This window comes from Sphingomonas sp. PvP055 (assembly GCF_040546365.1).
Lineage (GTDB): Bacteria > Pseudomonadota > Alphaproteobacteria > Sphingomonadales > Sphingomonadaceae > Sphingomonas > Sphingomonas echinoides_A.
In genome coordinates this window covers 2405498-2428485 of the sequence record NZ_JBEPNS010000001.1, presented here as the reverse complement: position 1 = coordinate 2428485, position 22988 = coordinate 2405498, and the positions used below count along the sequence as shown (strand labels likewise).

Sequence of the window (22988 nt, the reverse complement as noted above, 5' to 3'; positions counted from 1 at the left end):
ACCGCGGGCGGGCCTATACACCGCAGGATTTACCCGCGCCCGATCAGTTCCTTAACCCGCTTGCTGCCCCCGGTCGTCGCGGCTGCGGTCATGTATGTCTTCTTTGCCTCGGCAAGGTCGAACCGTTCGAACATTTCGCTCGCGCCAGTGGTCGCGTCGATCGTCAGAATGTAACGCCCAGTGATGTCTGGCGTATTGGCGGAACGGCGTTCGAAGAGCCGAAGCGAACACGCCGCGGACTGATGCGAACCCAGCCCGGTTTGCGAAACCTGATATTGATCAAGCAGATATGATTTTAATGATACGAAGCATTCAAACGTTCCGGGCGTTCCCCGATCAGGACAAAGCATAGACGCTTATCCAGCAGGAGATAAAACATGCGGTTTGGCAAAACTATCGCAATACTGGCGCTCGGTACGGTCCCGGCACTGGCGGTCGCTGCTTCGGCGATGACGTCGGCGACCTATTTCATGAAGGCAGGAGCGGGAGATCTTTATGAGAAGCAGTCAAGCACGCTTCTCATGCAGTCGACTGCCAACCCCGCCCTCAAGACGTTCGCCAAGGAGATGATCACCGACCACACGAACAGCACTGCGGCGGTTAAGGCAGCCGCGATGAAGGCTGGGCTGCATCCGGCCCCCCCGAAGCTGACGGCGAAGCAAATGAGTGATCTCGCCGCGTTGCGTGCAGCGAAGGGCACCTCACGCGACACGCTCTACATTACGCAACAGAAGGCAGCGCATCAGGAAGCACTCGCACTGCATCAAGGCGAGTCATCGACCGGGACTGCAGCGCCGCTCAAGGCGGCGGCTGCTAAGATCGTCCCAGTCGTGCAGCATCACATCGACATGCTTGCCACGATGTAACTGAATGCAATGCCCCGTCACCGGTAACGTCGCCGGGGCATTGCATACGCGGGTAAGGCAACCGCTTTGTTAAGCAATCACGGGATTCACTTAACCCCTGACGATCAGTTCTTTCACCCGCTTGCCGCTGCCGGTTGCCGCAGTCGCGATTGTATAGGTCGTATCGATCTCAACGACGTTAAACCGTCCGAATACTTCGCGCGCTCCGTCGGTCGCGTTGATCGTCAAAATGAAACGCCCCGCGATCCCCGCCAGCTGCTCGGCCAGGCGTTCAAAGTCCGCACGCTCGAACACACCCGGACCATAGTCGCCCTCGCAGCCCCAATATGGCGGATCGAGGAAGAATAGCGTCCCGGGCCCGTCGTATCGCCGGATCAGGTCGGCATACGGCAGTCGCTCGATCACGACGCCTGTCAGGCGCTGGTGGAGCTCATCGAGCACAGGCGCGAGCTTGGTCACGTCGAACCGCGCCGGCGTCCGTCGATCCACTCCGAAGTTCCGACCATCGACCTTGCCCCCGAACGAAAGCCGCTGGAGGTAGAGGAAGCGCGCGGCCCGCTCGAGATCGGTCAGCGTCTCTGGCGCCGCGGCGCGCAGCCGATCAAACTCCGCCCGGCTGGTGATCTGCCATTTCAGCACGTCCATGAATTGAGGATAGTGCCGTTGCAGGATCCGGAAGAGGGTGGTGACGTCCGCAGAGATATCGTTGACCACCTCGGCCCGGGGCTGGCGCGTGCGCTTGAGGAACACGCCGCCCATGCCGACGAACGGCTCGACATAGGTGTCGTGCGGTGTCGAATCGATCAGGGCGCAGAGACGGCGCGATAGGTTGCGCTTGCCGCCGATGTACGGGGCAGGGGGTGAGACTGGCCGGATCGGATTCGACGGCGGTTCTGTCGCTGGCGGATTGGCAGGTTGGTGGCGCATCCACGAGCCTGCACCACAAGGCGGCCGTTGTAGGAAAGCACTTTCACCACCGCTTTAAGGGAAGAGAGACCTCGGGCGAAAACAGACGGAATGTCTGAGATTGGTGGAGGCTGTGTGAGAACGGTGACGGAGCTTCGCTGATTGAGATGCGCGCGAACGCAGGGTTCAGGCCTGCATCGCTGCTATCAGCCCCGGCACACCGACCAGAGCGATGGCGCGCTTGATGTTGTAGGCGAGGATGTGGAGGCTCATCTCGGTTCTGACGTTCCTCAGCGTTCGCGTCTTGAAGTGGCTTCGCCCCATCCAGTCCTTGAGAGTGCCGAAGACGTGCTCGACCGTGCGTCGTCTGACGCGCATTGCACTCGGCATCCGGTCGAGCCGCGCCTGCATCGCTTCGATCACCTCTTCATGCTCCCACCGCTTGATGCGGCGTTCGATGCCGGTGGTGCAGTTCGCCTTCACGCCGCAGCGATAGCGACAGGCCGGCGTGGCATAGGCGTGTAGCGTCATGCCATGCTCGATAGTGGAGAAGCGCCGCGTCATCGTTTCGCCGTCCGGGCATCGGTAGGTGTCGTTCTCGGGCACATAGACGAAGTCCTGCTTGCCCCAGCGGCCATCGGCCTTGGCGCCGGAGGTGAGCGGCTTGGGGCAGATCGGCGTGATGCCGGCCGCTTCGCACGCCAGGATCTCAGGGCCCGAGAAGTAGCCGCGATCGGCGAGCACGGTGAGCACATCCGTGCCCGTCGCCGCACGGGCTTGCTCGCCCATATTCGCCAAAGACGTACGGTCGTGGCCAAGGTTGATGACCTCGTGCGCGACAATGATGTGGCTGTCGGTATCGACCGCCGCCTGGAGGTTGTAGCCGACCTGCCCAGTGCCCGTGCCCGCCGACGCCATCGCGCGCGCGTCCGGGTCGGTGAGCGAGATCTGCCGATCAGGCGATGCGGCGACCGCCTGTTCCATGGCTTCGAGTTCCCGCATCTGCCGCCGCAGCTCGCCGAGCCGTGTCGTCAGCCGCGTCGTGCGTGGTTCGGCGGCTTCACCGTCCTGCCGGTCGGCGGTGTCGAGCATGCCGAGATAGCGCTGGATGCTGGCATCCACCTGCTCCATTCGGCGCCGGATCGTCACGGCTGTGAAGTTTTTGTCGCGGGCGTTGACCGCCCGCATGCGGCTGCCGTCCACCGCCACTGTGCCGCCCGCAATGAGCCCGAGGTTGCGACAGAGCAGGACGAACCGGCGACACGCCGACTGGATCGCTGCGCCATGATCGCGGCGGAAGTCGGCGATGGTCTTGAAGTCGGGCGCGAGCTTGCCGGTCAGCCACATCAGCTCGACGTTGCGGCCCGCTTCGCGCTCCAGCCGCCGGCTCGACTGCACCTGGTTTAGATAGCCGTAGATGTAGAGCTTGAGCAGCATCGCCGGATGGTAGCCAGGCCGCCCGGTCGCCGCTGCATCCGCGAAACCCAGCGCCGCCAGATCCAGTTCGTCGACGAACACATCGACGATCCGCACCGGGCTGTCCTCGGCTACGTAATCGTCCACGCAATCAGGCAGGAAAAGCTGCTGCCGCCGATCGCACCCCGCTATGAAACGCCCCATCACCGGCCTCCCAAATCAGACCCTGATCATAGCATGTCAGCGCGTTTTCACACAGCCTCGGTGGATACCGGCCATTCACGTTTTTTCCAGATCGTCGGCTGCGGCTATCACTCCCTTACCAGCGCGTTGTAGGAGCCAAACCCTGATATTTCGGCGTTTTGCTTCGTAGGGGAATGGCTGGCAGTCGCGTCAAGCAGCCGTTCGCCTTCATGAAACGAAATAGGGATGCGACCTAACCAGCCAGCCTTTTCCGTGGTACAGGAAAGACATCGCCACCGATCATGCCGCGAGCAGGATGGCGACAGAGGGCAAAGACTGGCTCCCGCTTGCACGTGGAGCACCAAGATGGCCGAAACCAACGAGATGGCATTTCTTGTTGTGCGCGAGCGACAATCTCGCGAGTTGGCATTAGTACCGGGAGATATTGCAGTGCAGCGTGCGCACCTAGCAATGGCGGACATCTATGCCGCCCGCATATCCGCTATAAAATCACAAATCCGTTAAGTCACAGACGGATAAAGGCCTCTTCAGAAAACACGCCTGACATCTTGCGAGCGAACTCAAATAGCATCTCCGATGCTATAGGTTGCAGGCCGTCTGCCCGGTTCGGAGTGTCAGACATTGAACTCCTTACCGTTTGTTCGCAGCGTGGCGTTGTGACCATGAGTCCGCCGCAATTCGAACGTTACGGATACGGTCCAAATATGGTATGTTGAACGATCGGTGACTTCAGCGGGAGGGCGCTATGGAGACCTATCGAGTCGATTGTCTAAGCGGCAGTGAAGTCGTTGAGACAGACCAGTATGAGGCTCGGGACGATATAGAGGCTTTGATTTTGTTCAAATTGCGCGGTGAGACAACCGATTGCGAGTTGTGGTGCGGCATACGGTTGGTAGCCAGAGTCCCGAATGGCGGACGGCCTATCTTGGCTTCGGAAAGTCCTCCCGCTCGGAGTTGACCGGCCTATCTCAGTCCGGTTTGCCGTTCGACGGCGGCACCACTTGACCCGCGTCAGCCGTCCGTCCGCTTTTGTCCGCTGCCACCTCGAACGTCTTCCGCGGATCGTCGGCTGCGGTTATCACTCGCCTACCAGCGCGTTATAGGAGTCAAACCCTGATTTTTCCGGTTCACTACGAGCGGGAATGTCTGAAAGTGGTGGACAGCGGACCGTCCGCTTTCGGGCGCCGATTAGGGTAACCGGACCTTCGTTTATTTGCGGGACAGATCGCCTGGATGTCGACGTTGGCAATTTGCAGTCATTCGGCTTTCATGAAGCCTGCGGATGGAAGCAGGTGATGATCCTACATGCCCACGTAGTTCGAATCCCGGCAGGGCGTCACTTTGCGCTGAACGTCAGCGCCGTATTCTCCAAAACTTTGACATTCGGGATCGTCAGGAAAGTATCGAAGTCTGCTATCATTCGTTCGCCGCACTGAGCCGAGATATTGCCACTTCGGCGAAAGGCGGTACTCAGCCTCTCTGTTTTGCGGTCTTATTTCAACGGGCCTCTGTCCTTCGCTAACCTCGACCATCATCGGCACGGTGCCGTAATCTGCTATTATTATCCGTCCGGAAGGCGATGTGTACAAGCTGACGTGTCGAGAATCCGCCGCTCCGTTGTAATCTACTGACGCGTTGCCGTGTTGATTAGCCACGATCGTCCGAAACACTCCGGTGGCGCGATGCTGAAGCGTGATTACGGTTCCATCCTGCAAACGGACCTTCTGCTCCATCCATGGCCAGTCACAAGAAGCTGCTGAAAGGGCAACGGCCAGCGACATCAGTAAGCGAAGCGATAGGGCGGCCATCTTGCTAACCTTCCATCCGGCGCTGTCGTTTACAATGACCCGTTGACCCCACCCGGCTGACGGAACGGCAGCTTATAGGCACTGCGACGACAGCGCCCGATGGCGACAACTGGGCGAAAGCGGAATGGCTGGGATTGAAGGTTAGAAGACACGGCCGGACGCGCGACGCCTTAGTTTCGTTTTCGTTCTGCCGCGTGGAACTCGACGCGGCGAAACAGCAGGTCAAGGTCTTCTCTGCTCACATCGAATGTTTCGCCAAGGTCAGCGAGTGCCAAATCGATGTCTGCGGGGTTCGGTACGCCCAGTTCGGACGCAGCAAGCTCGTGGCCCGCTATCGGTATGGCACGGTGTGGATATGAATGCCCTGATGCCTTGTGGAACGCGAACCCCGCAAGGATTAGAATGACCGAATTGATCCCAACTGGCACGAACGGAAAGGCATAGCCGGCGCTCAGCACCGCAGGGCCTCCGATGACCGCGGTCAACGCAGCCGCTCCGCCGGGAGGATGCAAGCAACGAAGCAGCGACATCGCCAATATTGCCCCGACGACTGCAACCCCGACCGCAAGAGACGGTATAGGGACGAACCGGGCTGCTGTTACACCAACGAGCGCCGATACGACATTGCCCCCCACCACCGACCAAGGCTGCGCCAATGGGCTAGTCGGAACGGCAAAAACGAGCACGGCCGAAGCACCGATGGGCGCTATTAGAAAAGGTAGCGGCGCCAGTCCATGCAGAGCCGCTGCTGACACCATACTCGTCAGCATTACGCCAACCAGCCCGCCCACACATGCGATAAGGCGGTCCCGCAGGGTTGCGCCGGCCAGAACAGGAACAAAAGACAACGACATTCTCATTTGTCCTTAGTACCTTTTGGAATAATCTTATCCGAACCGTACCCGGGCGTCGATCGAACTACCATGCGCTCGCTATACTGCTTGGCGTGCTAAAGTCCCCTTCCGGGATCAAATTAGAGTAGCGTGAATGGCGGGGACGTAGGCGTTTCCAGACATTCCGCTTCACCGCCTGAAAGGCTGCTGGTCGACTTTTAGGAACGGGAGAAGCTTTGTCTGCGCATGAACGTAGTGACCTCTTGTCTAGCGGACGGTCCTCGCTCAGGCGGCACGCAGCAAAAAGCCGCCACCCTTCCGGGCAGCGGCTTATCTTTAAAATAGCATTGGGCTGTTAGGCGTAGACAGCCGTCGTCGACCGGCGGCGATAGCGGAGGCCAGCGCCCATCATGCCGAATCCAGCGAGCATCATTGCCCAAGTGGCTGGCTCTGGCACTGCGCCGGTGACAGATGCGGCGAACGTTCCGTTGGCCGCATTCGTGATCGTTACCGAGCCGCGATCTGTGTCGAACGTCGCGGCATAGGGGTTCTCATTGAATGAGATCGGAACCGTCTCGAAGTTGGTATCGCCCTTGTAGTTCAGCAGGGCATTATTCTGACCAGAAAAGTAGCTGTTGGTCGCACTGAAATACAGGCCCGCGTAGCCATTACGGTTGACGTAGAAGGACACGGGCGAAAGGATGTTGAACGTTCCAACCGTGGAACCGAACGCGGAAAGCGACGTCAATGGCGTCAGGTAAGAAAAGCCGTTGTTTGTAATCGTGGAGGTGTCACCGATCCCAGTAAATGTTGCGGCGACGTCGGTGAACTCGCCACCATTTACGCCGCTGAAAGACCCCGTGAACGTGTAGATCACCGGCGCCGCCATGGCAGGGGCGGCGATGGCCGAGGTGGTCAGCATTAGCGCAGCAACAATAAGCTTTTTCATGTAACATCCCCTCAAAACTAGCCCCCGCATCGCGGTAGGTTGCACCGACGTGCGGCTTAAGGCTTGGCAATAACTGTGCCACTGGCTAAAACGTGCGCTCAATGGTTTTTTCTAGACAGCTCATTGTAACTTTTTCTTACAGCGAAGGAACAATGTGGCCTGGTGGCCAATTAGATGGAGCAGTAGAAAGTTTGTCGTCGGTTTTGTAAGCACTTACGCGATGACGAACCGGGAGAGCCCGAATGAAGCCTGTCGTCGCCGCCACACCCGATCAGGTGCGCGAAACGTTGCGATCGCTTGCCAAAGAAACCAGGGTTCCGCTCGCACCATTGTCACGAATGGTCGGTCGACCATCCGATTACCTGTCGAGATTTGTGCGCGGAGAAAGAGGCAACGGCCTGAAAGCCAACGAGCAGGATTTTCTCGCAGAATTCTTTCGGGTCGATCCGCGCCTGTTCGGAGCGCGAGAGGACTGGGAGCCCTGATCCGATGGGTCCGGCTGCTGCTGAGGCTGTGACGCTTGAACCATGGTGCGATGTGGCGCTGTGGTGTATCGTAGCGGCAACCGCTCAAGTCCCCCCAAGCGACGCAGGCGGCCAGGGTCGTAGCTCCGGTTGTCTCCGAACTGCGACCCGCTTTTCTGCTCTTTGCCCAAACTGGTCTCGAGCCGCGCGTGTGCTTAAAATTGGATAGGGGACGACGATGGAAATCATCGAACGAGTAGCGCGCGCCCTTTGCAAGGCGGACGGTCATCCGGAAAACTCAAGGTTCGAAGGCAAGCCGATGTGGGTCAGCTACTCCGACACGGCGCGGGTTGCGGTTGAGGTTATGCAGAATCCGACTGAAGCAATGGCTGAAGCTGCTCGTGACCTCGGACCTAACCACGACCCCATCAGATATTATGCTGCGATGATCACCACCGCGCTTGCACGCCCGCCGCAAAGCTGAGGGACAGGCGCTGTGGATGTGATCACAGCTATCGGTTTGCACTTGATCCATGACAACGACGTTTGTTTTCAGGCGCTTATGCTAAAACTAACCGGCCCGTCTCCCTCCCGATGCGTGGGCTGGCTAGGGCCGCAGTTTTGTACCCCCCAGCTGCGGCCCGCCTCGTTGGCTACTCGCCGACTAAAGCCTGCCGAGCCGCCACAGCCAGTTCCCGAAAGGCGGACTGCCACGTCCCGCCGGCCTCGCACCAAGGCGTGCGCACCTCAAAGTGAACCTGCCGGCTATCCCACATCTTCTCCGCCAGGTGGTCGACCACGGCGTCTTCGTCGTTGCTGGTGCATAGGCGGCAGCGCGCCATCGCGAATCCCTTGCTATCGTGTTCCTGTTCCGTTCCATAGCAGGATGCATAGCCGCCAGCGAATCAAGATCGATTTATCGGTGCAGATCCTCCGCGCCGCTGTGGCAGCGAGTCCGGAGCAACGGGTCGACACGATCGCGGTCCGGCTCGCACTGCGTGTGCTGATGCCGCATTGCCCTGAGCGTTGGCCGTTGACGGCGTTCTGGGACAGCGCTTCCGGCGATAACGAGATCGGTCGCTTCCAAAGCACCAACGCCGCGCTCAACGGGATCATGCGACAGTTGCGGCTGTCGGGGGTGTGGCGCGACGCTTAACGTGGCACCTTTCCAAAATGTTTCGCACGCGCTACAAACTGTTGCGAACGGTTCTTTAGAAACCGGATAGTGGCATCGATCAGAAGCCGGGTGGGGCGTACTTTGACAGACAACATTCTTACCGATGACCAGTTGCGTCGCAGGCCGGCAGTCGCCGCAGAAGCAGGTTATAGTGCCTTAGATCCAGATCTGCCGCACTCTCACCCAAAGCCCCGCATTGGGTACTTGGACGGTTGGCGAGGCCTATCGATCCTCGCCGTTCTTGCAGGCCATTTCGCCCAACTGCCCATCATGAATTTTGGCCGGTTCGGCGTTGAAATGTTCTTTGTGTTGAGCGGAAGTTTGATGGCGCAGGTGCTCTTCATTGAACGGCAGCCGATCGGCGAGTTTTTCCGACGTCGAGCCTCGCGGATCTGGCCTGCGTTTCTTCTATTTGTGGTCGTAGTTGCGACCGTGTTTCACGGAAACCAATATGTGTCTTGGCGCACTCTCCTGGGCGCGTTCACCTTCACAATTAACTACCTCACGCTCTATCCTGACCAGCCGGAAGTGCTGAACCACATATGGTCCCTCTCAATCGAAGAGTGGAGCTATGTCTTCTTGGCGTTAATCGCGATCGTATCGCAACGCCTGAAGTTGGACCCTATCCTCTGGCTTGGAATCATCGCCGCCCTCGCGACGCTGAACGGTGTGATTTTATCGTGGCAGGGGCTCGATTACTATCATGTTTACTGGCGGACAGATGTGCGCGCGGCCACGTTGCTGGACTCCGTTGTGATATGCCTATTGTTCCACCGCCACCGACTTAGCATTCACCCATATGCGCCGCTCGCAGCAGCGGCAGTCGCATTTGCACTGAACACAAACCATGTCCCGGATCCCATAAAATACTCGGTCGGGCCGATATTTCTTTCGATAGCTTTGGCGAGCTTGGGAAGTGCGCCGGAACTGGTTCGAAATGCCCTTTCGGTGAGACCGCTACGTCTGTTCGGACTGATCTCGTTCTCTCTGTATTTGTGGCAACAGCCGTTTGTCTCGGTGGTTGAAGCGCCGGCTATCGTCAGGGTAGCCTGCGCAATATTGATTGCGACGTTGAGCTACCGGTACGTGGAGAACCCTTTGCGACGGTATCTAAATAGCCTTGGGAGCAAAACAGGGGCAACGGGTAAGCGAGCTCCTGCCTGATCTTCGCTGGTTCAGAAACGCATTCACGGCCACCTGCTTCGGCGCGTTAGTCTGCCCGCCATACTCTCGCGGGCCCCACGCCCCGAACTTGCTGATCTGCCCGACGTCGTAATAGAGCATCGTCAGATCGGCCTGTCTGGACATTGCAGCAAAATTCATTGCTCAGGTCGCCCATAAGTTTTGGTACTGTTCTGACACATGTTGTTCGGCGGAAACGATTTTGGCAGGGCGCGGTATAGCTGCGGGAATTGGCGGATACGCGGCCAATCGTGGTTCGCGAGTGGCCCGGCAGCCTCATCTACGTATGACTAACGGCCGCTAATTATAAACTGGCGCAGCCTCATTTCGATGATATTGAACGGCTTACAAAGTGAATCGACGTTACCGGGGGGGCGGGGGCATGACATACCAAGAGCGCGCGAGGGCATACTTTGCGAAAATGCCGTCGGTCAGTGATCAGTTAGAGAAGTATCGAGGTGCCGGACCCGGGTTCGATTTTTGGAGGTTTTCTCTTTCTGCCAGCATCATTTTTCTCCACACATTCCACGTCTGTTACGGAACGGCCATTGGGGGGGGCAAAATAACCTTTCTAGACCCAGCGAATGGGGCAATTTTGCCAATTTTCTTTGGTTTGAGCGGCTTTCTCGTTGCCGGCAGTGCTATTCGTACCGAAAAGCTTTCGACGTTCTTGGGTTTTCGTGCGATCCGTTTGATGCCTGCGCTGTCCGTCGAGGTCACCCTCGCAGCCATTATCCTTGGACCAGCGCTTACCACAATTCCCTTACTGCAGTATTTCACGCATCACGACTTTTGGGCCTATTGGGGTAATATCATAGGGCGAGTGCGCTATCACTTGCCGGGGGTGTTTGAAAATAATCCGCTGCCGCTGACCGTAAACGGGAATCTCTGGACACTTCACGCGGAGTTGGTGTGTTACGGCATCATGGCTGCAGCAATGCTTTTGGGCATTCTTCGGCAACGCCGCGCGCTCTTCGCGTTTTGGTTGATTGCGACCGCGGTGATGACAACGTTAACCTTTACTAACGGTTGGTTCGTCGGGCGTGCATTGTATCCGCATAGCTTGTGGATTTATGCCTTTTGCACAGGGGTTGTGGCCTTCGTATGGCGCGATAAAATTATCCTATCGCCCGTTCTAGCGGTCGCAATGGTAGGCCTCTATCTGGCTCTATATTTCGTGAAAGACCTGAGCGTTGTCGCAATATTGCCGCTAATATATATAATGATTTGGGTAGGTATGCAGCCAAAACTGCAATCGCGTTTTTTCAAAAAGGGCGATTACTCTTACGGCTTATATCTTTACGGCTTTGTGATCCAGCAGACAATTGCGTTGGTCCTTCCAGATGCACGCGAGTGGTGGATCATGTTCCCGCTTTCGCTCTTACTTACTTTAGGTTTCGCTATTGTTTCTTGGCATCTAATCGAGAAGCCTGCTCTGCGGTTGAAAAAGTTTATCTCACGTCGCGCAGCAGCTCCAGCGGGGACAGCGACACCCCACGAGATACGCCCAGAAGAGCAGGCGCGTCTTGCGGCTGCGGAGATCTGAACGAACCGTGGGGCTTAATTTTGTCATGTTGGCGAGGCCCTTGCGATCACGACAAAGGTCGAGCGCAGGGCGTGACCGTGGTGTTCAACGGTATAGTGCGCCAGTTGCGGCTGTCGGGGCAGGGGGGTGGCGACCAAAGGTCAGCCCCATAGTCTCTTTCAACCTGGAATCGGGGTCACAAGCGGAACTGTTCGACGCCTCAGGAAACACCCGATCATGCCAAAACCGGCCAGCATAAAAGCCCACGAACCGGGTTCAGGAAGTGCCGTTGGCGTGAAATCGTACGTGATTGTGTAGCGATCGCGAGATATCGCCGGGAACAGGGATTGGGGTCGCATCAGCGGGACTGCATTGGCCGAAAACGTCGCGGTAGTCGCAATTTCAGCCGCAAGGGGAACCGTTCCATCGCCGATGTACATGTCGAGGTTCTCTGTCGTGGAGCCCATTGCCGTGCCAACAACGATGATCCCGAGCACCAATGGGTTTTCGGTGAAAGACCTGTACGAGCCCGTGAAATCGAACGAGGCCAGCGAGGATCCCCCATAAGTTCCGACGGCCGAAACTAGCGGCGTTCCAAGCTCGAACGGATAGCTGAAATACGCTGTAAAATCGTATGATGCTGAAACCGAGACGCTGTTGAGCTTCCCCGCATTGGCGTTGAATTTCGCCGCATAAGCCGGGCCTCCGGTTACCGTTTGCACGATCGTAGCAGCTGTGGCTGGCACAGCGCACAGCGTCGTAGAGGCGCAAAGCACCAGATAAAGGTTACGCATACAGTATTATTCCCTGACGCTGCACGATTCGTGCGGCGCCGGAAAATCTACTCGTTAAGGAATTGGTGTCAATCAGTCGCAAAGTTCCGGCAAACGAAGACCTTGTTAGGTCAATACGATCTTGTTCGAATGGCTGAAGGCGGTGCTGTCTCCAAGGTCGCCACGTTCGACAAGCTCAAAGGTTTCGCCCGCCTTCATGTTTCCGCGAGCGATCGTGTTCCCGGTCAGATTGAGCGAACGCAGCGCACCATCTGTGCCAGTGATAACCACCACCCGCGAATAGACCTTCGTACCCGAAGGCCAGACTGCCGGCGTGACGGTGAAGCTCGTGGCGCTGGACGCGCCCGAGATTACCGGATTGGTCGTCGCTGGTGTCGGGTCGTAGACGTAATTGCGCGACGTGGGCTTTCCGATGAAGGCGCGATACGCATCCATCATCGCGTTCGTGCGAGCGCCTGGTCCTGTATCGACACACCACTGCTGCCCGATACCGACGCGGCCCGTGTCGTTGTAGAACGCGAACGTCCCACCCAGGTCGTCGAGCAGCTTGAGGTAGTTGAACATCAGGTCGAAGAAATACTTGCTCGAGAGCCACAGGAAATCCTCCTCGAAGGTGCGGGTCGGGACGGTCGGTCGCGCGATATTGAACTCGTAAATTCGCATCTTGCCGAACCCCGCAGCGAGGTTTCGCTTGCGCATGCCCGTCAGCGACGCAGGAAGCGCAGCAAGGCTGAGCGACATCCAGTTGTAGATGCTGAGGGCGCTGTGATCGGCCGGCGGCTTCGTGCCCGAACCTGCCGTGCTGTCGAACGGGATGTACGGGGCGGTCGCACAAGAGTCGATGTACGGCTTGGCGGCGGCGAACGAGGTTGCGTCGTTCTTGAGGTTCCCAGCGTCGCCAGTTCCGGTCTGCAAGTTGACCGTCAGCTCCGTGCGGGTGCGCCACGTCGGGATGGCTTCACGGATTTTCGCGCCCATTGCCGCCTGCATCAGGTTGCGACCAATGCACGAGGCACCGTGCTTGTTGGCGCCGTCCTGTCCATCGTCGATGTACGACTTGTACGGGCGACCGATCCGCGCGGCGTAATCCCAGTTCTGGTTGCCAGGCGCCCAGTTCTCGTTGCCGAACTCGAAGATGATCGTGCCGACAGCGCCGCCGGAGATGCCAACGCCGCCTTCGCCGGTGTCGAGCAGCCGTGCCATGCGATACAGGTCATCGAGCCCTTCGGGACTGTTGCCCATTGCAAGCGAGCAGCACACCCACAGCGGGCGGCCGGTCAGTTGCGACAGGAGCACAAAGTCCTCGTACGCCATGCCGCGGCGACCCTTGGAGATAGCGTTGAACGGCGTGCGGTTACTCCAACCGGGAACAGCGTCGTATCCAGTCGGATCGAGCGCAGGCAGCACGTCCATCAGGCGGATCGGGCCGTTGAACTCCTTGAGGAACTCGACATATTCCGGCGCGATGCGCTTGGTCTTGTCGGCCCCCATCTTGCAGAAGAATATGTTTTTCGGCTCGTTGCCAACCGTGATCGCGTCAAACGTCAGCGAGATCGCCGCAAACCCCGAAGTGGTGTCCTCGAAATCGCGTGAGATCGTCCACCGAATGGTATTAGAGTCGATCTTCTGCTGCGGCCCGATGACGACGCCTGCGCCGAAGTTTTCCAGCGACACCGACACCGGCCCGCCGGTCCAGGTGAACTCTACCGTCGCCGAGCCCTGCGGCGGCATGTCAGGGGTCGACATACGAAGCGTAAGGCCGGCCTTCATCGGGTTGCCGAAAGCGTCAATCTTGGTCGATCCGGAGCCGAGCTTCGCCTCCGCGTAGGAGTCCTGCTTGTCCTGCCAATACCCGCCGACAGCGAGGTTTTGATACATGGCGCGGTATATGGCATAGGGCACCGGGCCTGCCAGGTTCCCGCCCCACTGCGTCCGAGCCGGATAATAGGCGTCGGCCAGCGCTGCCACATCGGGCTTTGCCTGAAACTTGAAGCGCACCTTGAAGTCGGTTTCGAGCATCGACGTCGGCACGACGCTCGTCGTCGTAACCTTGGCCACGCCAGCCGATGCGTTCTCGATTACAGAGCATGGGGCGAACGGAAGCAGCACGTTGCCGCTATCGTCTTCGACCTGCGCCAGCAGGGTGTCCGTCGTGGGCACAAAGTATTTGATGTCGGCCTTCACCACGCGGGTGTCGCGGTCGACCAGAACGCTACTTACGACCAGCGGCGTGCTTGCCTCCGAGAGGCCGTCCGCAACGCCATTCATCGCCGTGGTATTGGTCGCAGACACATATGTGCCGGTCGGCGTCGTCAGCACCCGGCCGCTGTTGAGCGTCCAGTTCTCGATCAGAACGCCGTCGACCTGATTGCCGAACAGCAGCCGCAGTCCGAGCTTTTTGGTGTACTCGAGGCGAATGCGGCCATTGGTGGCGTATTCCGCGGGCGAGCTGCGATAATCCATGTACTGATCGACGCCATCAACGATCGCAAACACGTTGTAGTTGGTGTTGCTGGTGATCTTGACCTTGAACCCGTTCTGCCGGGCGGCGTCGCACGCGATGTAGAGCACCAGGGCGCCCTTGGTGCTGTACGTAAGATCGATGTACTGATCGACCGAGCCGGTGTCGACGTTGTTGAACGCTGCAGCGTTTGTGACGGTATAGGCAGTCGATGGCGGGAGCGGATTTGCCCGAAGACTCTGCCCTGACGTGGGCGCAGGCGTCCCAGCTGAGGCCTGTTCCAGACCGCTTATCCGCGCCTTTAACTTTAGGATGCCAGCGGAAAACAGGTCGCCAGTGGCCGTGTTCGGCCCGGATCCAAAAACGATATCTGCCATGACGATACTCCAAACCTGTCAACGTCTCAGTCTAACTATTGGTCAAGTCCCGCAGGCGTTGACGGCTGCCATGTCCTGCGCGCCCGAATGGCGAACGCGCAGGAGCATGGATACGCGGTGCACCGTGAATTATTGCGGAGCCACGGCCAGCAGCTGGGCCTTTTGCGGCCAGACAGTGATGTTCTCGAAGTCCGAATAAGTGCCCTGAATCGTGTCCGTGTCGTCGAACGACCACCCGTAATCCTGGCGGCCCTTCGGGAAGGTGCCGGGGTTGGACGCCAGCGTGTACCGCACCTTGTTCCCGATAATCTGGGGGGTGCCAGTCATCGGAAGAGTGCTGGTGAAGTTGTCGATCGAGAACTGCCAGCCGCACTTGGCGTTGCCCAGGGGCGGCGTCGGCACCGTGCCAGTGGCCAGTGTGATCGGTCCGGTCAGGCCCGTCGCACCGTTAAGGTCGTACACCACGTCGACGTAGGTTGCATTCCACTCGATCCGCTGAACCTTCGGCCCCATGCCATCGTGGACGTTCGCGCCGAAGGCGTTCTTTGCCACCGACCATGCGTCACGTCCGCCCATTTTCGCATAGGTGGCGCCAGAGTAGTGGTAGGCGTCGCCGCCGTGCGGGCACCCAGTCTTGGAGCTCGCCCAGAAGACGTTCGGCTCCTTGGCGATGATGTCCCGGTACTGCGCGTGCAGCATGTCTCGCTGGGCGTCGATGGTCGCGGCCGCGTACCCGTTCGGGGCGCTCGAACTCGCGAAGCGTCCGACCGGGCGGATAAACACCTTGAGGTTTGGGTTGCCCGTGGCGTCGCGCATGCCGGGAAGCAGCACGGTGCGGAAATAATCGCTGTAATTGGTCGGGTAGGAGGCCCCGTCTGCGTTAGCCTCTCCCTGGTCCCAGGTCGCGAACTCCACGATGCCCCGCGTTGCCGCCACACCATCGAGGAACGTCTGCCAGCCTGCACCACCCGGAGAAAGATAGGCAAGGTCCGTTGCGCCCACGCCGCGCGTGTCGAAAACTACAGGCTCTCCGAGGATAGTGGATAGCTGCGAGGCAAAACCGTAGGTGCCCGGGTAGTTGTAGGGTCGGGTTGTGGAAGCGAACTGGCCGTCTGGGATGCCGTTTATCATGGGCGTCCGTGCCGCAGCCGCGTTGACAAAGACCGTGGGTGTATAGGTCTGTTCGGTTTGGCCGGTACTGTTGCTCTGCCCGTGCCCAAGGCCGCGTCGGCCGCAGCGCATCGCCATGGACTGCGTGGTGTGCAGGAGACCGTCGGAGCCGATGTAGCCGTGCTCGACCGAGTATGGTCCGCCCTTGGGCACCGACACCGTGCTGGCGAACGGCGCAGCGACGCCAGCGACAGTGGGGAGCCCCGCCGCGCCCCCAGCTGTGTTCGGCGTCATGTCACGCCAGTCTTGCACGAGCGCACCCGTGAAATAGTCGCGGACCTTGTAAATCCAGCGGACGGGCGTTCCGGTATAGACCCCCTTGATGTCGCCGGTGCCGACCGATCCCATCGAGACGTCGGTGCCGAAGGCGTCGAGCGAGAAGGTGCAAGCGATGTCGAGCGGGGTGACACCGAAATACCCCGCCTGCGCCCACCGCCGGGTCTGCGCGTTGATTCCGGTGTAGCCCGAGCGGTTGCCTGCCGGGATTACACCCGTGAGGTCTGCGATTTCGTATGGGTACGCATTGCGCGGCCCCTTGACCAACCACTTGCCGTCGACCTTTAGGCGCGCAATGCCGTTCCGCATCTCGACCTGGAGGTCGCCCTTCTTGCTGGCGTTGAATGTCACGCCGTTCCAGTAGCTCTGGGACTGCTCGGTGCCCCCGATCTTTGCACCAATGGTGATACGTCCACCGGCGGTCGCCGGGTCGAACGCGATCCATCCGTAGTTGCTTTCGTCCGTCTGCCAGAAGCGGTATTGCTGGAGCGAGGAAGACCACACGGTCGTGTCGGATCCATTGAAACTCGACGGGTATGTGCCCGAGAAGTCGTACCCGAGGTTCAGGATGAAGTCGGTCATCTGCGTTCCGAGGATCGCCGACGTCGCACCAGAGAAGTTGGTGTTCATGTAGACGAAACCGTCCGCCACGCTCCACTTGGTGAGGCTCCCGGCCGCCGTGCCGTTCTCGTTCCAATTGGGGCGCGTCGAGAGCAAAGCGTTCGAGCCCTCGAAGTCGTCGGAAAACGCCATATACCGGGCGGGGGCAACGATCGTTGTATTTGCCGCGATCGTGATTGCTCCGCTCGTCGTCCGCGACGCCCCGCCTCCGGTAGGGGTCTCGACGATATCGATAAGACCAGGCGTCGTGGGTGTGCCGTTGATGACCGCGCCATTGACCGACATGGCGGCCGCGCCAGCGCCAGCGAGCGTGACGATGGTGTTCGGGCTTAGACCACTGATAATCGAACTGAGTGACGTACCAACCTTGCCCGAGGTGACCGACACGGTGAGCGCCTTCAAGGCGTCGTCGTTCAGGATGGTGCCAAGTGACGAAGCAGCGACACGGTAGAGTCGAACGGCGAAGTTCTCGTTCGGCTCGATCGTCGCGTCGCTGGCGACCGCGACGCTTGCGTTCACCGTGGTGCTACCCGCAGGAATAGTGACGAGAAAGCGAGGGAAGGCGCCGCCAACAAAATCGGTCGCATCCGCCGGATTTGAGCCAGTCGGGGCTACGACGACCTCATAGGAAATGTCGCTCGACCACGGCTTGTCGAGATTGACGGGATACACGAATGAAGTGGTGCCGCTATTGCCTTCGTTCTGGGACAGCGTAGCGACGCCGAAGGATGCAAGCGGAGGAATGGCCGCAACCTTGGCCTTCAGCGCTGTGATTGACGCCAACGCGTCGTTGAGCGTTTCGATCGCGTCAACCGGGTCAGTCGAGGAATTGAACGAGCTAAGAATTGTCATTTGAACACCTTTCGGTTGGGGATTTTATCCTCGGGCGAACATGCCCGTGCTGAAGAAGGGGGCGCTGAAGAACGGCCGGGCGAGATCTCCCTCGATCGCCGAGATCCAGTTCTGGAGCTTCATCAGCGCCGCGTAGACGGTGTCTCCCGTCGCGGTGTTCGCACCGGAGCCGTAGTCGACCCGGTACTGCGTGAAGCGGAATCCCAGCGCTAAGAGCCGCTGCTCGACGTCGAGCAGATCGGGCGAGAAGCTTGAGTTGTTGGCGTAAACCTGCGTCGAGTTTGCGTAGGTGTTGCTCGGCGTAGGGGCGGGCACGGCCACCGTGATCGGGTCGGACGTGATCGAGATCGTCGATCCGTCCGCGCCTTGTCCGGTGAGCCTGCGTGTCAGAGATCCCGAATTGCCAGCCCCAGGCACAATGGTCGTTCCGGTCCCGATGACCGCTGTTCCAAGCAGCCAGGCACGCGCCGTGATTGTGCCGTTCACGATGGTCGGGTCGGTCGCGGTGAACGTTGCCGAAGTATCGCCGCTGTTCGGGGAAATCGTCGGCTTGCCGGAGAACGTTGGGGCTGGAACCGCAGACACCGTGACGGCCGTCGAGGAAATCGTGATCGTCGATCCGTCGGCCCCCTGGGCGGTGATCTTGCGGGTGAGGCTTCCGGTATTGCCAGCGCCAGGAACGATCGTCGTCCCGATACCGAGGACCGTGGTTCCAAGCAGCCACTGGCGAAGTATGATGGTGCCGTTGTTGACCGTCGGATCGGTTGCGGTGAAGGTTGAGGCCGTCGTGCCGCTTGTCGGCGAGACAGAGGGGTTGCCTGAGAACGCAGGCGCCGGGAGCGCTGCGACAGTGACTGCTGCCGACCTTACCGTGGTGACCCCGCCAGTGCCCAGCGCCGAGACCTCGAGGATAAGCGCGCCGCTCGTCGAGGCTTTGACCGTGGGGCCGGTCCCCATGAGGTTGCCGGAGAGAAGCCACCGTCGCCCGGTGACGATGCCGTCGTCGACAATTCCGTCGTCTGCGATGAACGTTGTCGCAGTCGTGCCGCTTGATGGAGAGATCGAAGGGGCAACAGTGAAGGTTGGTGGCGGCGCGATCGCGCCGATCGGGATGACGACAGCGTCCGTGAGAGGGAAGTTGGAGCCGTCCGCAGTGAGGACGAGCGTCTGCGATAGCGGAGCGAGAGCCACAGCGTTCTCCTAGTTGGGCCGGACGGGCGCGACGGTCAGCGTCACGACGCGCATTTCGCCGACCCGGGGTGCGGCACTGTTGGCGTCGAGGTGGCGCTCGGTGATCGCGAGGACCGAGACGAGCTTGCCGTCGACGAGGCCTTGGACGTTCAACGGGGGGTAGGGCTTTGCCGAGGCAAAGAACGACACCTCCTGCACTTCCCCGCGATCGCGGACGCCGACCTCGCCTTGGTAGAAGGTGAACGTCCCTCGGACGCGTTTGCCGTTATGAACGGCACCGCCGAGAACGGCTTCTGTGGCTTCTTCGGTCATTTGTTTGCCACCCGAATGCCGACCGTGATCTGGTCCTGTTGCTGAAAATTGGTGGTGAAGCTGATCTCCACGCCCAGGACGATGCCGGTGCCGTTGAAGATCGAGCTGCCCCTCATGGCGGTCGCGATCTCGACCCAGAAGGCGAACGTCAGTCCGGCGTAGCGAGGAGTGAAGTCGCCGTCGGTCAGCACCACCAAACCGGCCGCCGTTGCGTCGGCGTTGGGCGTGACGGTGAACGAGGTCACTTCCTCGCCTGGCTGCAGGATGTCGCGCACCGCGTCGCCGCGGGTCAGCGTCGGGTAGAACCCACGGCGCGGCATGTTCGGATCGATGCGCCGGGGGAATGTCTTGATATCGAGTGGATTGGCCACGGGCATCCTTCCTGAGTTGGAGGCAGATCAGAAGATGCCGAGCACCTTGGGGCGGGCTTTGTGCTGCGCCGCCGCTGCGCGCGATTCACAGCGCGAAACGATGTCGATGGTGTCAACAGTCCGGCCGTTCGCCTTATCCAGCTGAGCCGTTTGGAGATCCCCGAACCCGACCCAGTCGGCCATTTCCGCGGCGTATGGGGGGAGGGGCGCGCCGGCGACGGGCTTGCGCCAGCTGTCCGGGAGAAGTCCGGCGCAATCGGTTGGACTGGCGACGATGACGCTGGCGGCGCAGCTACTGAGGCTGAGCGCAGCGAGGATCACCTTGGTAGGCCGCGCGGCGACATAGTGCGCTAATGCCAGCACCTGAAACAGCCGCCGGGACGACAACGGTCGCGCCCTCGGCGTTGCGGATGGCGGCGTCGTTTTCTCGCGAGATAGCATCTGACTGTTCCTCTGCCTGGGCACGATTGCCAACCGTATTGACGGCGTCGGCGCCGCTCTCTGCCGCCGCCCCGGCTTGGCCGATCGCGAGGGTGGTTTCGGTCTCGGCGGTCCTGGCCGTGCCGCAGGACCGGATTGAGACGACGGTCGCGATCAAGGCGATGAGCCCGATCGCGAACACGAGCGTCGCGGCGCTGCGGCCGAGCCAGGAGCGGATCCCCGTCATGCGACGCCCCCCTTGATGTCAGCAGCTGCGTCCGCGGCCGCGCCGGCGACCTCGTCGGCTGCTTGCGCGGCATCGTTGCCGGTCCTGATCTTGAAGCCCCAGCCTTGCGCGTCGATGCCCGCTTTCAGGTCGCGGGTGACGATGACGAGGAACGCGATCGCGACGACCGCCAGCAGCCCGACCGCCGTCCAACCGAGCCACTTGATCAGTTCCATCTCGATCGACGTGCAATCGTTGATCGAACTGGTCGCGAGCTTCGTGTCGGCCACTCGGACGCTGCACCACTTCACCGGATCGGACAGGATCCAGATCAGCCAGGCGAGGAAGCCGAGCAGCACCGGCAGCCCGACGATGATTGCGATCGACGTCCACGACACGCGGCGGTTCGAGAACACGCTCATTGGGCGGCCAGCGCGCGCGCGACGTCGGCGCGAATGTCGACCCGCTTCGGCTTGCCGGGCAGGTAGCTGGGCTTGCGAACCGGGTAGACGTTGACCAGCCCGTCGAGGTGCTTCCACTTCCCGTCGAAGAACAGGGCGGCCTCGTCCATCCGGCGCTCCTTGAGGTCGCCGCCGTTGAGGTAATGCGTTTCGAGGAACTTGCGGGCCTCGGCCACCTTTCCGGCGAGGTACAGCCGCACCCATTCCGTGCCGCCGATCGCACCGGTATTGTAATGGAACGACAGAGCTGCGGCGAACTGCGCCTCGGTCAGCGTCCGTCCCTTAAACGCTGCAAGCACCTCGGGCCCGTACTTGGTCTGAACGAGCCAGATGAAGATCTGCATGACGCGCTCGATCGTCGCGGGCTTGTCCTTGTACCGATCAACGAGGTGGCCCGATGCGTTGGTGACGCCAATGCCCCAGGTGCCCACAGGCGGCGTCGCACTGTCGAGGTACCACTCGAGCACGAGGCCCTCGGCGCCGGCGACCTCGCAGGCGACGCGTACGGTGATGTTGCCGTTGATCGTCATGATCTCGGTCCTTTCAAAAGGTGGGGTTCGTCGCGGCGATCTTGGCGGCTGACACCGCACCCTTTTCGAGGGCTTCGGCGTGCATCTGTTCAGCTTCCATCGTCTCGATATCGGCGAGGATCGCGACCAGCATTTCGGGCGGGTTCGGCAGGCGCTTGAGCAACATAACGAGCGCGCGGAACCGCATCTTGACGTTGTTCAACTCGTGCCGCGCCGTGCGCTGCGCGACGTCGTAGTCGGCCGCCAGCTTCTCGAGCTTCGCCTCGTAGTGCGAGCGGGTATCTTCGAGCCGGGTCTCAAGCTTCTCAACACGCGCGATCAGGTCGTCGCGGAGCTTCTCTTCTGCGGACCGTTCGATCTCCCGCATCTTCGGCCTATTCCGGACCCACGCCGCGAGCACTCCGCTTCCGAGAGCGAGATTGATGAGGGCGAAGATCGCACCCCAGCCGAACGGGAGTCCCGCCAGATAGTTGGGCATCCGATCACCGATCATGACGTTGGAAGGAAAGGGTGACCGCGCCCATCGCGATCGCCAGCAGAATGGCGGTGATGTGGCTTGTCTCGAACGACACGCGGGCAATGAACGTGACCCGGTTGACCGCCAGCATGAAGACCAGACCCCAGATCGGGTCGAGGTAGCGTCCGCGTCTCCGTAGGATCCGCCAGACGGCTGGCGACAGGCAAGCCAGGCAGAACAGCCACGCGCAAAGGGCTGCGCCGCGAAGCGCATCAGCAAGCAACATCACAGTAGCTCCTGTTATTTGGGGGCCATGCCCAGGAAGGCGGCTTCGATCGCGCGGGCGCAGTGCCCCGGCGCGGAACCGAGCAGCATGAACAGGTGATCGATCGCCCAGGCGCAGGGCTTGCCCCACCATGCGCCCGCCATCGCCGCGCGGCCGACGCGCGAACTGATCGTCTCGTCAGCCGAAGGGCAGGTGCCGCCGAAGATCAGGTAGTAGGGCGCCGCGAGCAGGACATAGACGAACTGGTCGATCGCGATCAGGAACTGGATGATCCACTTGCTCAACCGCGTCAGCGCGGGCTCGCGGGGCGGCATGGTCAGACGGCAGGCGCGGGTGACGCAAGCAGCGCCTGCCAATCGATCCGGGCCACTTTGACGATATCGGCAAACGTCGCGCCTTGCGTGATCTTGGCTTTTGCACCCATGCGCTCGCCCTCTATCAGTGAGCCAACGAGCTCCCACTGATCGGCCCGCGCGATCACGACCGGCACCAGCTCCTCAACCGTGATGTCGCAGGCGGACGCTTCCGCCTCGAGGAACGGGGTGCGGGTCGTGTTGTCCGCCAGCCACGCGCGGGCCTCCGCTTCCTTGCGCTGGTACGTCATTGCCTGACCCATGCCAGCGGTAAGGAAGAGCAACCGGAACGCCTCCGCCGACGTGTCCACGAACAGGTTCATCGCACCGCGCAAAGCTTCGAGGTCGAGTGGCCCTTTCGCGATCACGGCGTAAGGCACCACGACCAGCCCGGTCCCTTCTGGCAACTGCTGATAGACGCTGCTGCCGACGTTGCCGGATCCGCGGTACACCTCCTGGAAGGTGTCGAGCGAGTAGACGATCCAATATTCCATGCTGCC

General features: G+C 60.4%; 27 protein-coding genes. 7 read left to right on the top strand and 20 right to left on the bottom strand.

Annotation, left to right across the window (positions count from 1 at the left end):
* Positions 1-29 precede the first annotated feature (29 nt).
* Complete coding sequence (locus ABIC16_RS11510; protein WP_354291207.1) at positions 30-350, bottom strand: hypothetical protein; 321 nt, start codon at positions 348-350, stop codon at positions 30-32.
* Positions 351-377: 27 nt separating this feature from the next.
* Between ABIC16_RS11510 and ABIC16_RS11505 the strand changes: the two genes are divergently transcribed.
* Positions 378-866 carry a DUF4142 domain-containing protein gene (locus tag ABIC16_RS11505; RefSeq protein WP_354291206.1) on the top strand — a complete coding sequence of 163 codons (489 nt, stop codon included), beginning with the start codon at positions 378-380 and terminating at the stop codon, positions 864-866.
* Positions 867-956: 90 nt separating this feature from the next.
* On the opposite strand, the gene ABIC16_RS11500 is transcribed toward ABIC16_RS11505, so the two are convergent.
* Together ABIC16_RS11500 and ABIC16_RS11495 are read right to left on the bottom strand one after the other, a co-directional pair.
* Entirely contained in the window at positions 957-1793 is an 837-nt protein-coding gene (locus tag ABIC16_RS11500) for a DNA adenine methylase (RefSeq protein ID WP_354291205.1), read from the bottom strand.
* Between the two features lie 165 nt (positions 1794-1958).
* Positions 1959-3392, bottom strand: a complete 1434-nt coding sequence (locus ABIC16_RS11495) for an IS1182 family transposase (protein WP_354291204.1) — start codon at positions 3390-3392, stop codon at positions 1959-1961.
* Between the two features lie 345 nt (positions 3393-3737).
* On the opposite strand from ABIC16_RS11495, the gene ABIC16_RS11490 reads away from it, so the two are divergent.
* Complete coding sequence (locus ABIC16_RS11490) at positions 3738-3896, top strand: hypothetical protein (protein ID WP_354291203.1); 159 nt, start codon at positions 3738-3740, stop codon at positions 3894-3896.
* A 797-nt stretch (positions 3897-4693) separates the two neighbouring features.
* Here the strand turns inward: ABIC16_RS11490 and ABIC16_RS11485 are convergent.
* The 3 genes from ABIC16_RS11485 to ABIC16_RS11475 form a co-directional block, all read right to left on the bottom strand.
* Positions 4694-5173 (bottom strand): hypothetical protein, encoded by a 480-nt coding sequence (locus tag ABIC16_RS11485; protein WP_354291202.1) that lies wholly within the window; start codon positions 5171-5173, stop codon positions 4694-4696.
* A gap of 197 nt (positions 5174-5370) precedes the next feature.
* The gene (locus ABIC16_RS11480; RefSeq protein ID WP_502958305.1) at positions 5371-6054 is read right to left on the bottom strand and encodes an HPP family protein; all 684 of its coding nucleotides are present in this window, start codon (positions 6052-6054) and stop codon (positions 5371-5373) included.
* Positions 6055-6388: 334 nt separating this feature from the next.
* Positions 6389-6982: a PEPxxWA-CTERM sorting domain-containing protein gene (locus tag ABIC16_RS11475; RefSeq protein ID WP_354291201.1), complete on the bottom strand. Its 594-nt coding sequence runs from the start codon at positions 6980-6982 to the stop codon at positions 6389-6391.
* 242 nt (positions 6983-7224) lie between these two features.
* Between ABIC16_RS11475 and ABIC16_RS11470 the strand changes: the two genes are divergently transcribed.
* From ABIC16_RS11470 to ABIC16_RS11450, 5 genes are all read left to right on the top strand, one after another.
* Complete coding sequence (locus ABIC16_RS11470; protein WP_354291200.1) at positions 7225-7467, top strand: peptidase S24; 243 nt, start codon at positions 7225-7227, stop codon at positions 7465-7467.
* A gap of 217 nt (positions 7468-7684) precedes the next feature.
* Positions 7685-7930 carry a hypothetical protein gene (locus tag ABIC16_RS11465; protein ID WP_354291199.1) on the top strand — a complete coding sequence of 82 codons (246 nt, stop codon included), beginning with the start codon at positions 7685-7687 and terminating at the stop codon, positions 7928-7930.
* Positions 7931-8332: 402 nt separating this feature from the next.
* Positions 8333-8602: a hypothetical protein gene (locus ABIC16_RS11460; RefSeq protein ID WP_354291198.1), complete on the top strand. Its 270-nt coding sequence runs from the start codon at positions 8333-8335 to the stop codon at positions 8600-8602.
* A 69-nt stretch (positions 8603-8671) separates the two neighbouring features.
* Complete coding sequence (locus ABIC16_RS11455) at positions 8672-9787, top strand: acyltransferase family protein (RefSeq protein WP_354291197.1); 1116 nt, start codon at positions 8672-8674, stop codon at positions 9785-9787.
* Between the two features lie 400 nt (positions 9788-10187).
* A complete protein-coding gene (locus ABIC16_RS11450) occupies positions 10188-11351 on the top strand; it encodes an acyltransferase family protein (RefSeq protein ID WP_354291196.1) in 1164 nt (387 codons plus the stop codon).
* Between the two features lie 158 nt (positions 11352-11509).
* On the opposite strand, the gene ABIC16_RS11445 is transcribed toward ABIC16_RS11450, so the two are convergent.
* From ABIC16_RS11445 to ABIC16_RS11380, 14 genes are all read right to left on the bottom strand, one after another.
* Positions 11510-12124, bottom strand: a complete 615-nt coding sequence (locus tag ABIC16_RS11445; protein ID WP_354291195.1) for a PEPxxWA-CTERM sorting domain-containing protein — start codon at positions 12122-12124, stop codon at positions 11510-11512.
* Between the two features lie 105 nt (positions 12125-12229).
* The gene (locus ABIC16_RS11440; protein ID WP_354291194.1) at positions 12230-14962 is read right to left on the bottom strand and encodes a hypothetical protein; all 2733 of its coding nucleotides are present in this window, start codon (positions 14960-14962) and stop codon (positions 12230-12232) included.
* A 129-nt stretch (positions 14963-15091) separates the two neighbouring features.
* Positions 15092-17881, bottom strand: coding sequence for a hypothetical protein (locus ABIC16_RS11435; protein WP_354291193.1), 2790 nt, complete (start codon positions 17879-17881; stop codon positions 15092-15094).
* Positions 17882-17905: 24 nt separating this feature from the next.
* On the bottom strand, positions 17906-19072 hold the full coding sequence (locus ABIC16_RS11430; protein ID WP_354291192.1) for a hypothetical protein: 1167 nt from the start codon (positions 19070-19072) through the stop codon (positions 17906-17908).
* 9 nt (positions 19073-19081) lie between these two features.
* Complete coding sequence (locus ABIC16_RS11425) at positions 19082-19384, bottom strand: hypothetical protein (RefSeq protein WP_354291191.1); 303 nt, start codon at positions 19382-19384, stop codon at positions 19082-19084.
* Positions 19381-19755 (bottom strand): hypothetical protein, encoded by a 375-nt coding sequence (locus tag ABIC16_RS11420; RefSeq protein WP_354291190.1) that lies wholly within the window; start codon positions 19753-19755, stop codon positions 19381-19383. Before ABIC16_RS11420 ends, ABIC16_RS11425 begins: the two co-directional genes overlap by 4 nt.
* A gap of 27 nt (positions 19756-19782) precedes the next feature.
* Complete coding sequence (locus ABIC16_RS11415) at positions 19783-19938, bottom strand: hypothetical protein (protein ID WP_354291189.1); 156 nt, start codon at positions 19936-19938, stop codon at positions 19783-19785.
* Between the two features lie 109 nt (positions 19939-20047).
* Complete coding sequence (locus ABIC16_RS11410; protein ID WP_354291188.1) at positions 20048-20422, bottom strand: hypothetical protein; 375 nt, start codon at positions 20420-20422, stop codon at positions 20048-20050.
* Positions 20419-20823 (bottom strand): hypothetical protein, encoded by a 405-nt coding sequence (locus ABIC16_RS11405; RefSeq protein WP_354291187.1) that lies wholly within the window; start codon positions 20821-20823, stop codon positions 20419-20421. The genes ABIC16_RS11410 and ABIC16_RS11405 overlap by 4 nt, the downstream gene beginning before the upstream one ends.
* Positions 20820-21392, bottom strand: a complete 573-nt coding sequence (locus ABIC16_RS11400; RefSeq protein ID WP_354291186.1) for a lysozyme — start codon at positions 21390-21392, stop codon at positions 20820-20822. Before ABIC16_RS11400 ends, ABIC16_RS11405 begins: the two co-directional genes overlap by 4 nt.
* A gap of 13 nt (positions 21393-21405) precedes the next feature.
* Positions 21406-21870, bottom strand: a complete 465-nt coding sequence (locus tag ABIC16_RS11395) for a hypothetical protein (protein ID WP_277969318.1) — start codon at positions 21868-21870, stop codon at positions 21406-21408.
* Between the two features lie 4 nt (positions 21871-21874).
* Positions 21875-22138 (bottom strand): hypothetical protein, encoded by a 264-nt coding sequence (locus ABIC16_RS11390; RefSeq protein ID WP_354291185.1) that lies wholly within the window; start codon positions 22136-22138, stop codon positions 21875-21877.
* Positions 22139-22149: 11 nt separating this feature from the next.
* Positions 22150-22449 carry a hypothetical protein gene (locus ABIC16_RS11385; protein WP_354291184.1) on the bottom strand — a complete coding sequence of 100 codons (300 nt, stop codon included), beginning with the start codon at positions 22447-22449 and terminating at the stop codon, positions 22150-22152.
* 2 nt (positions 22450-22451) lie between these two features.
* Positions 22452-22982: a hypothetical protein gene (locus ABIC16_RS11380; protein WP_354291183.1), complete on the bottom strand. Its 531-nt coding sequence runs from the start codon at positions 22980-22982 to the stop codon at positions 22452-22454.
* Between the last annotated feature and the right edge of the window lie 6 nt (positions 22983-22988).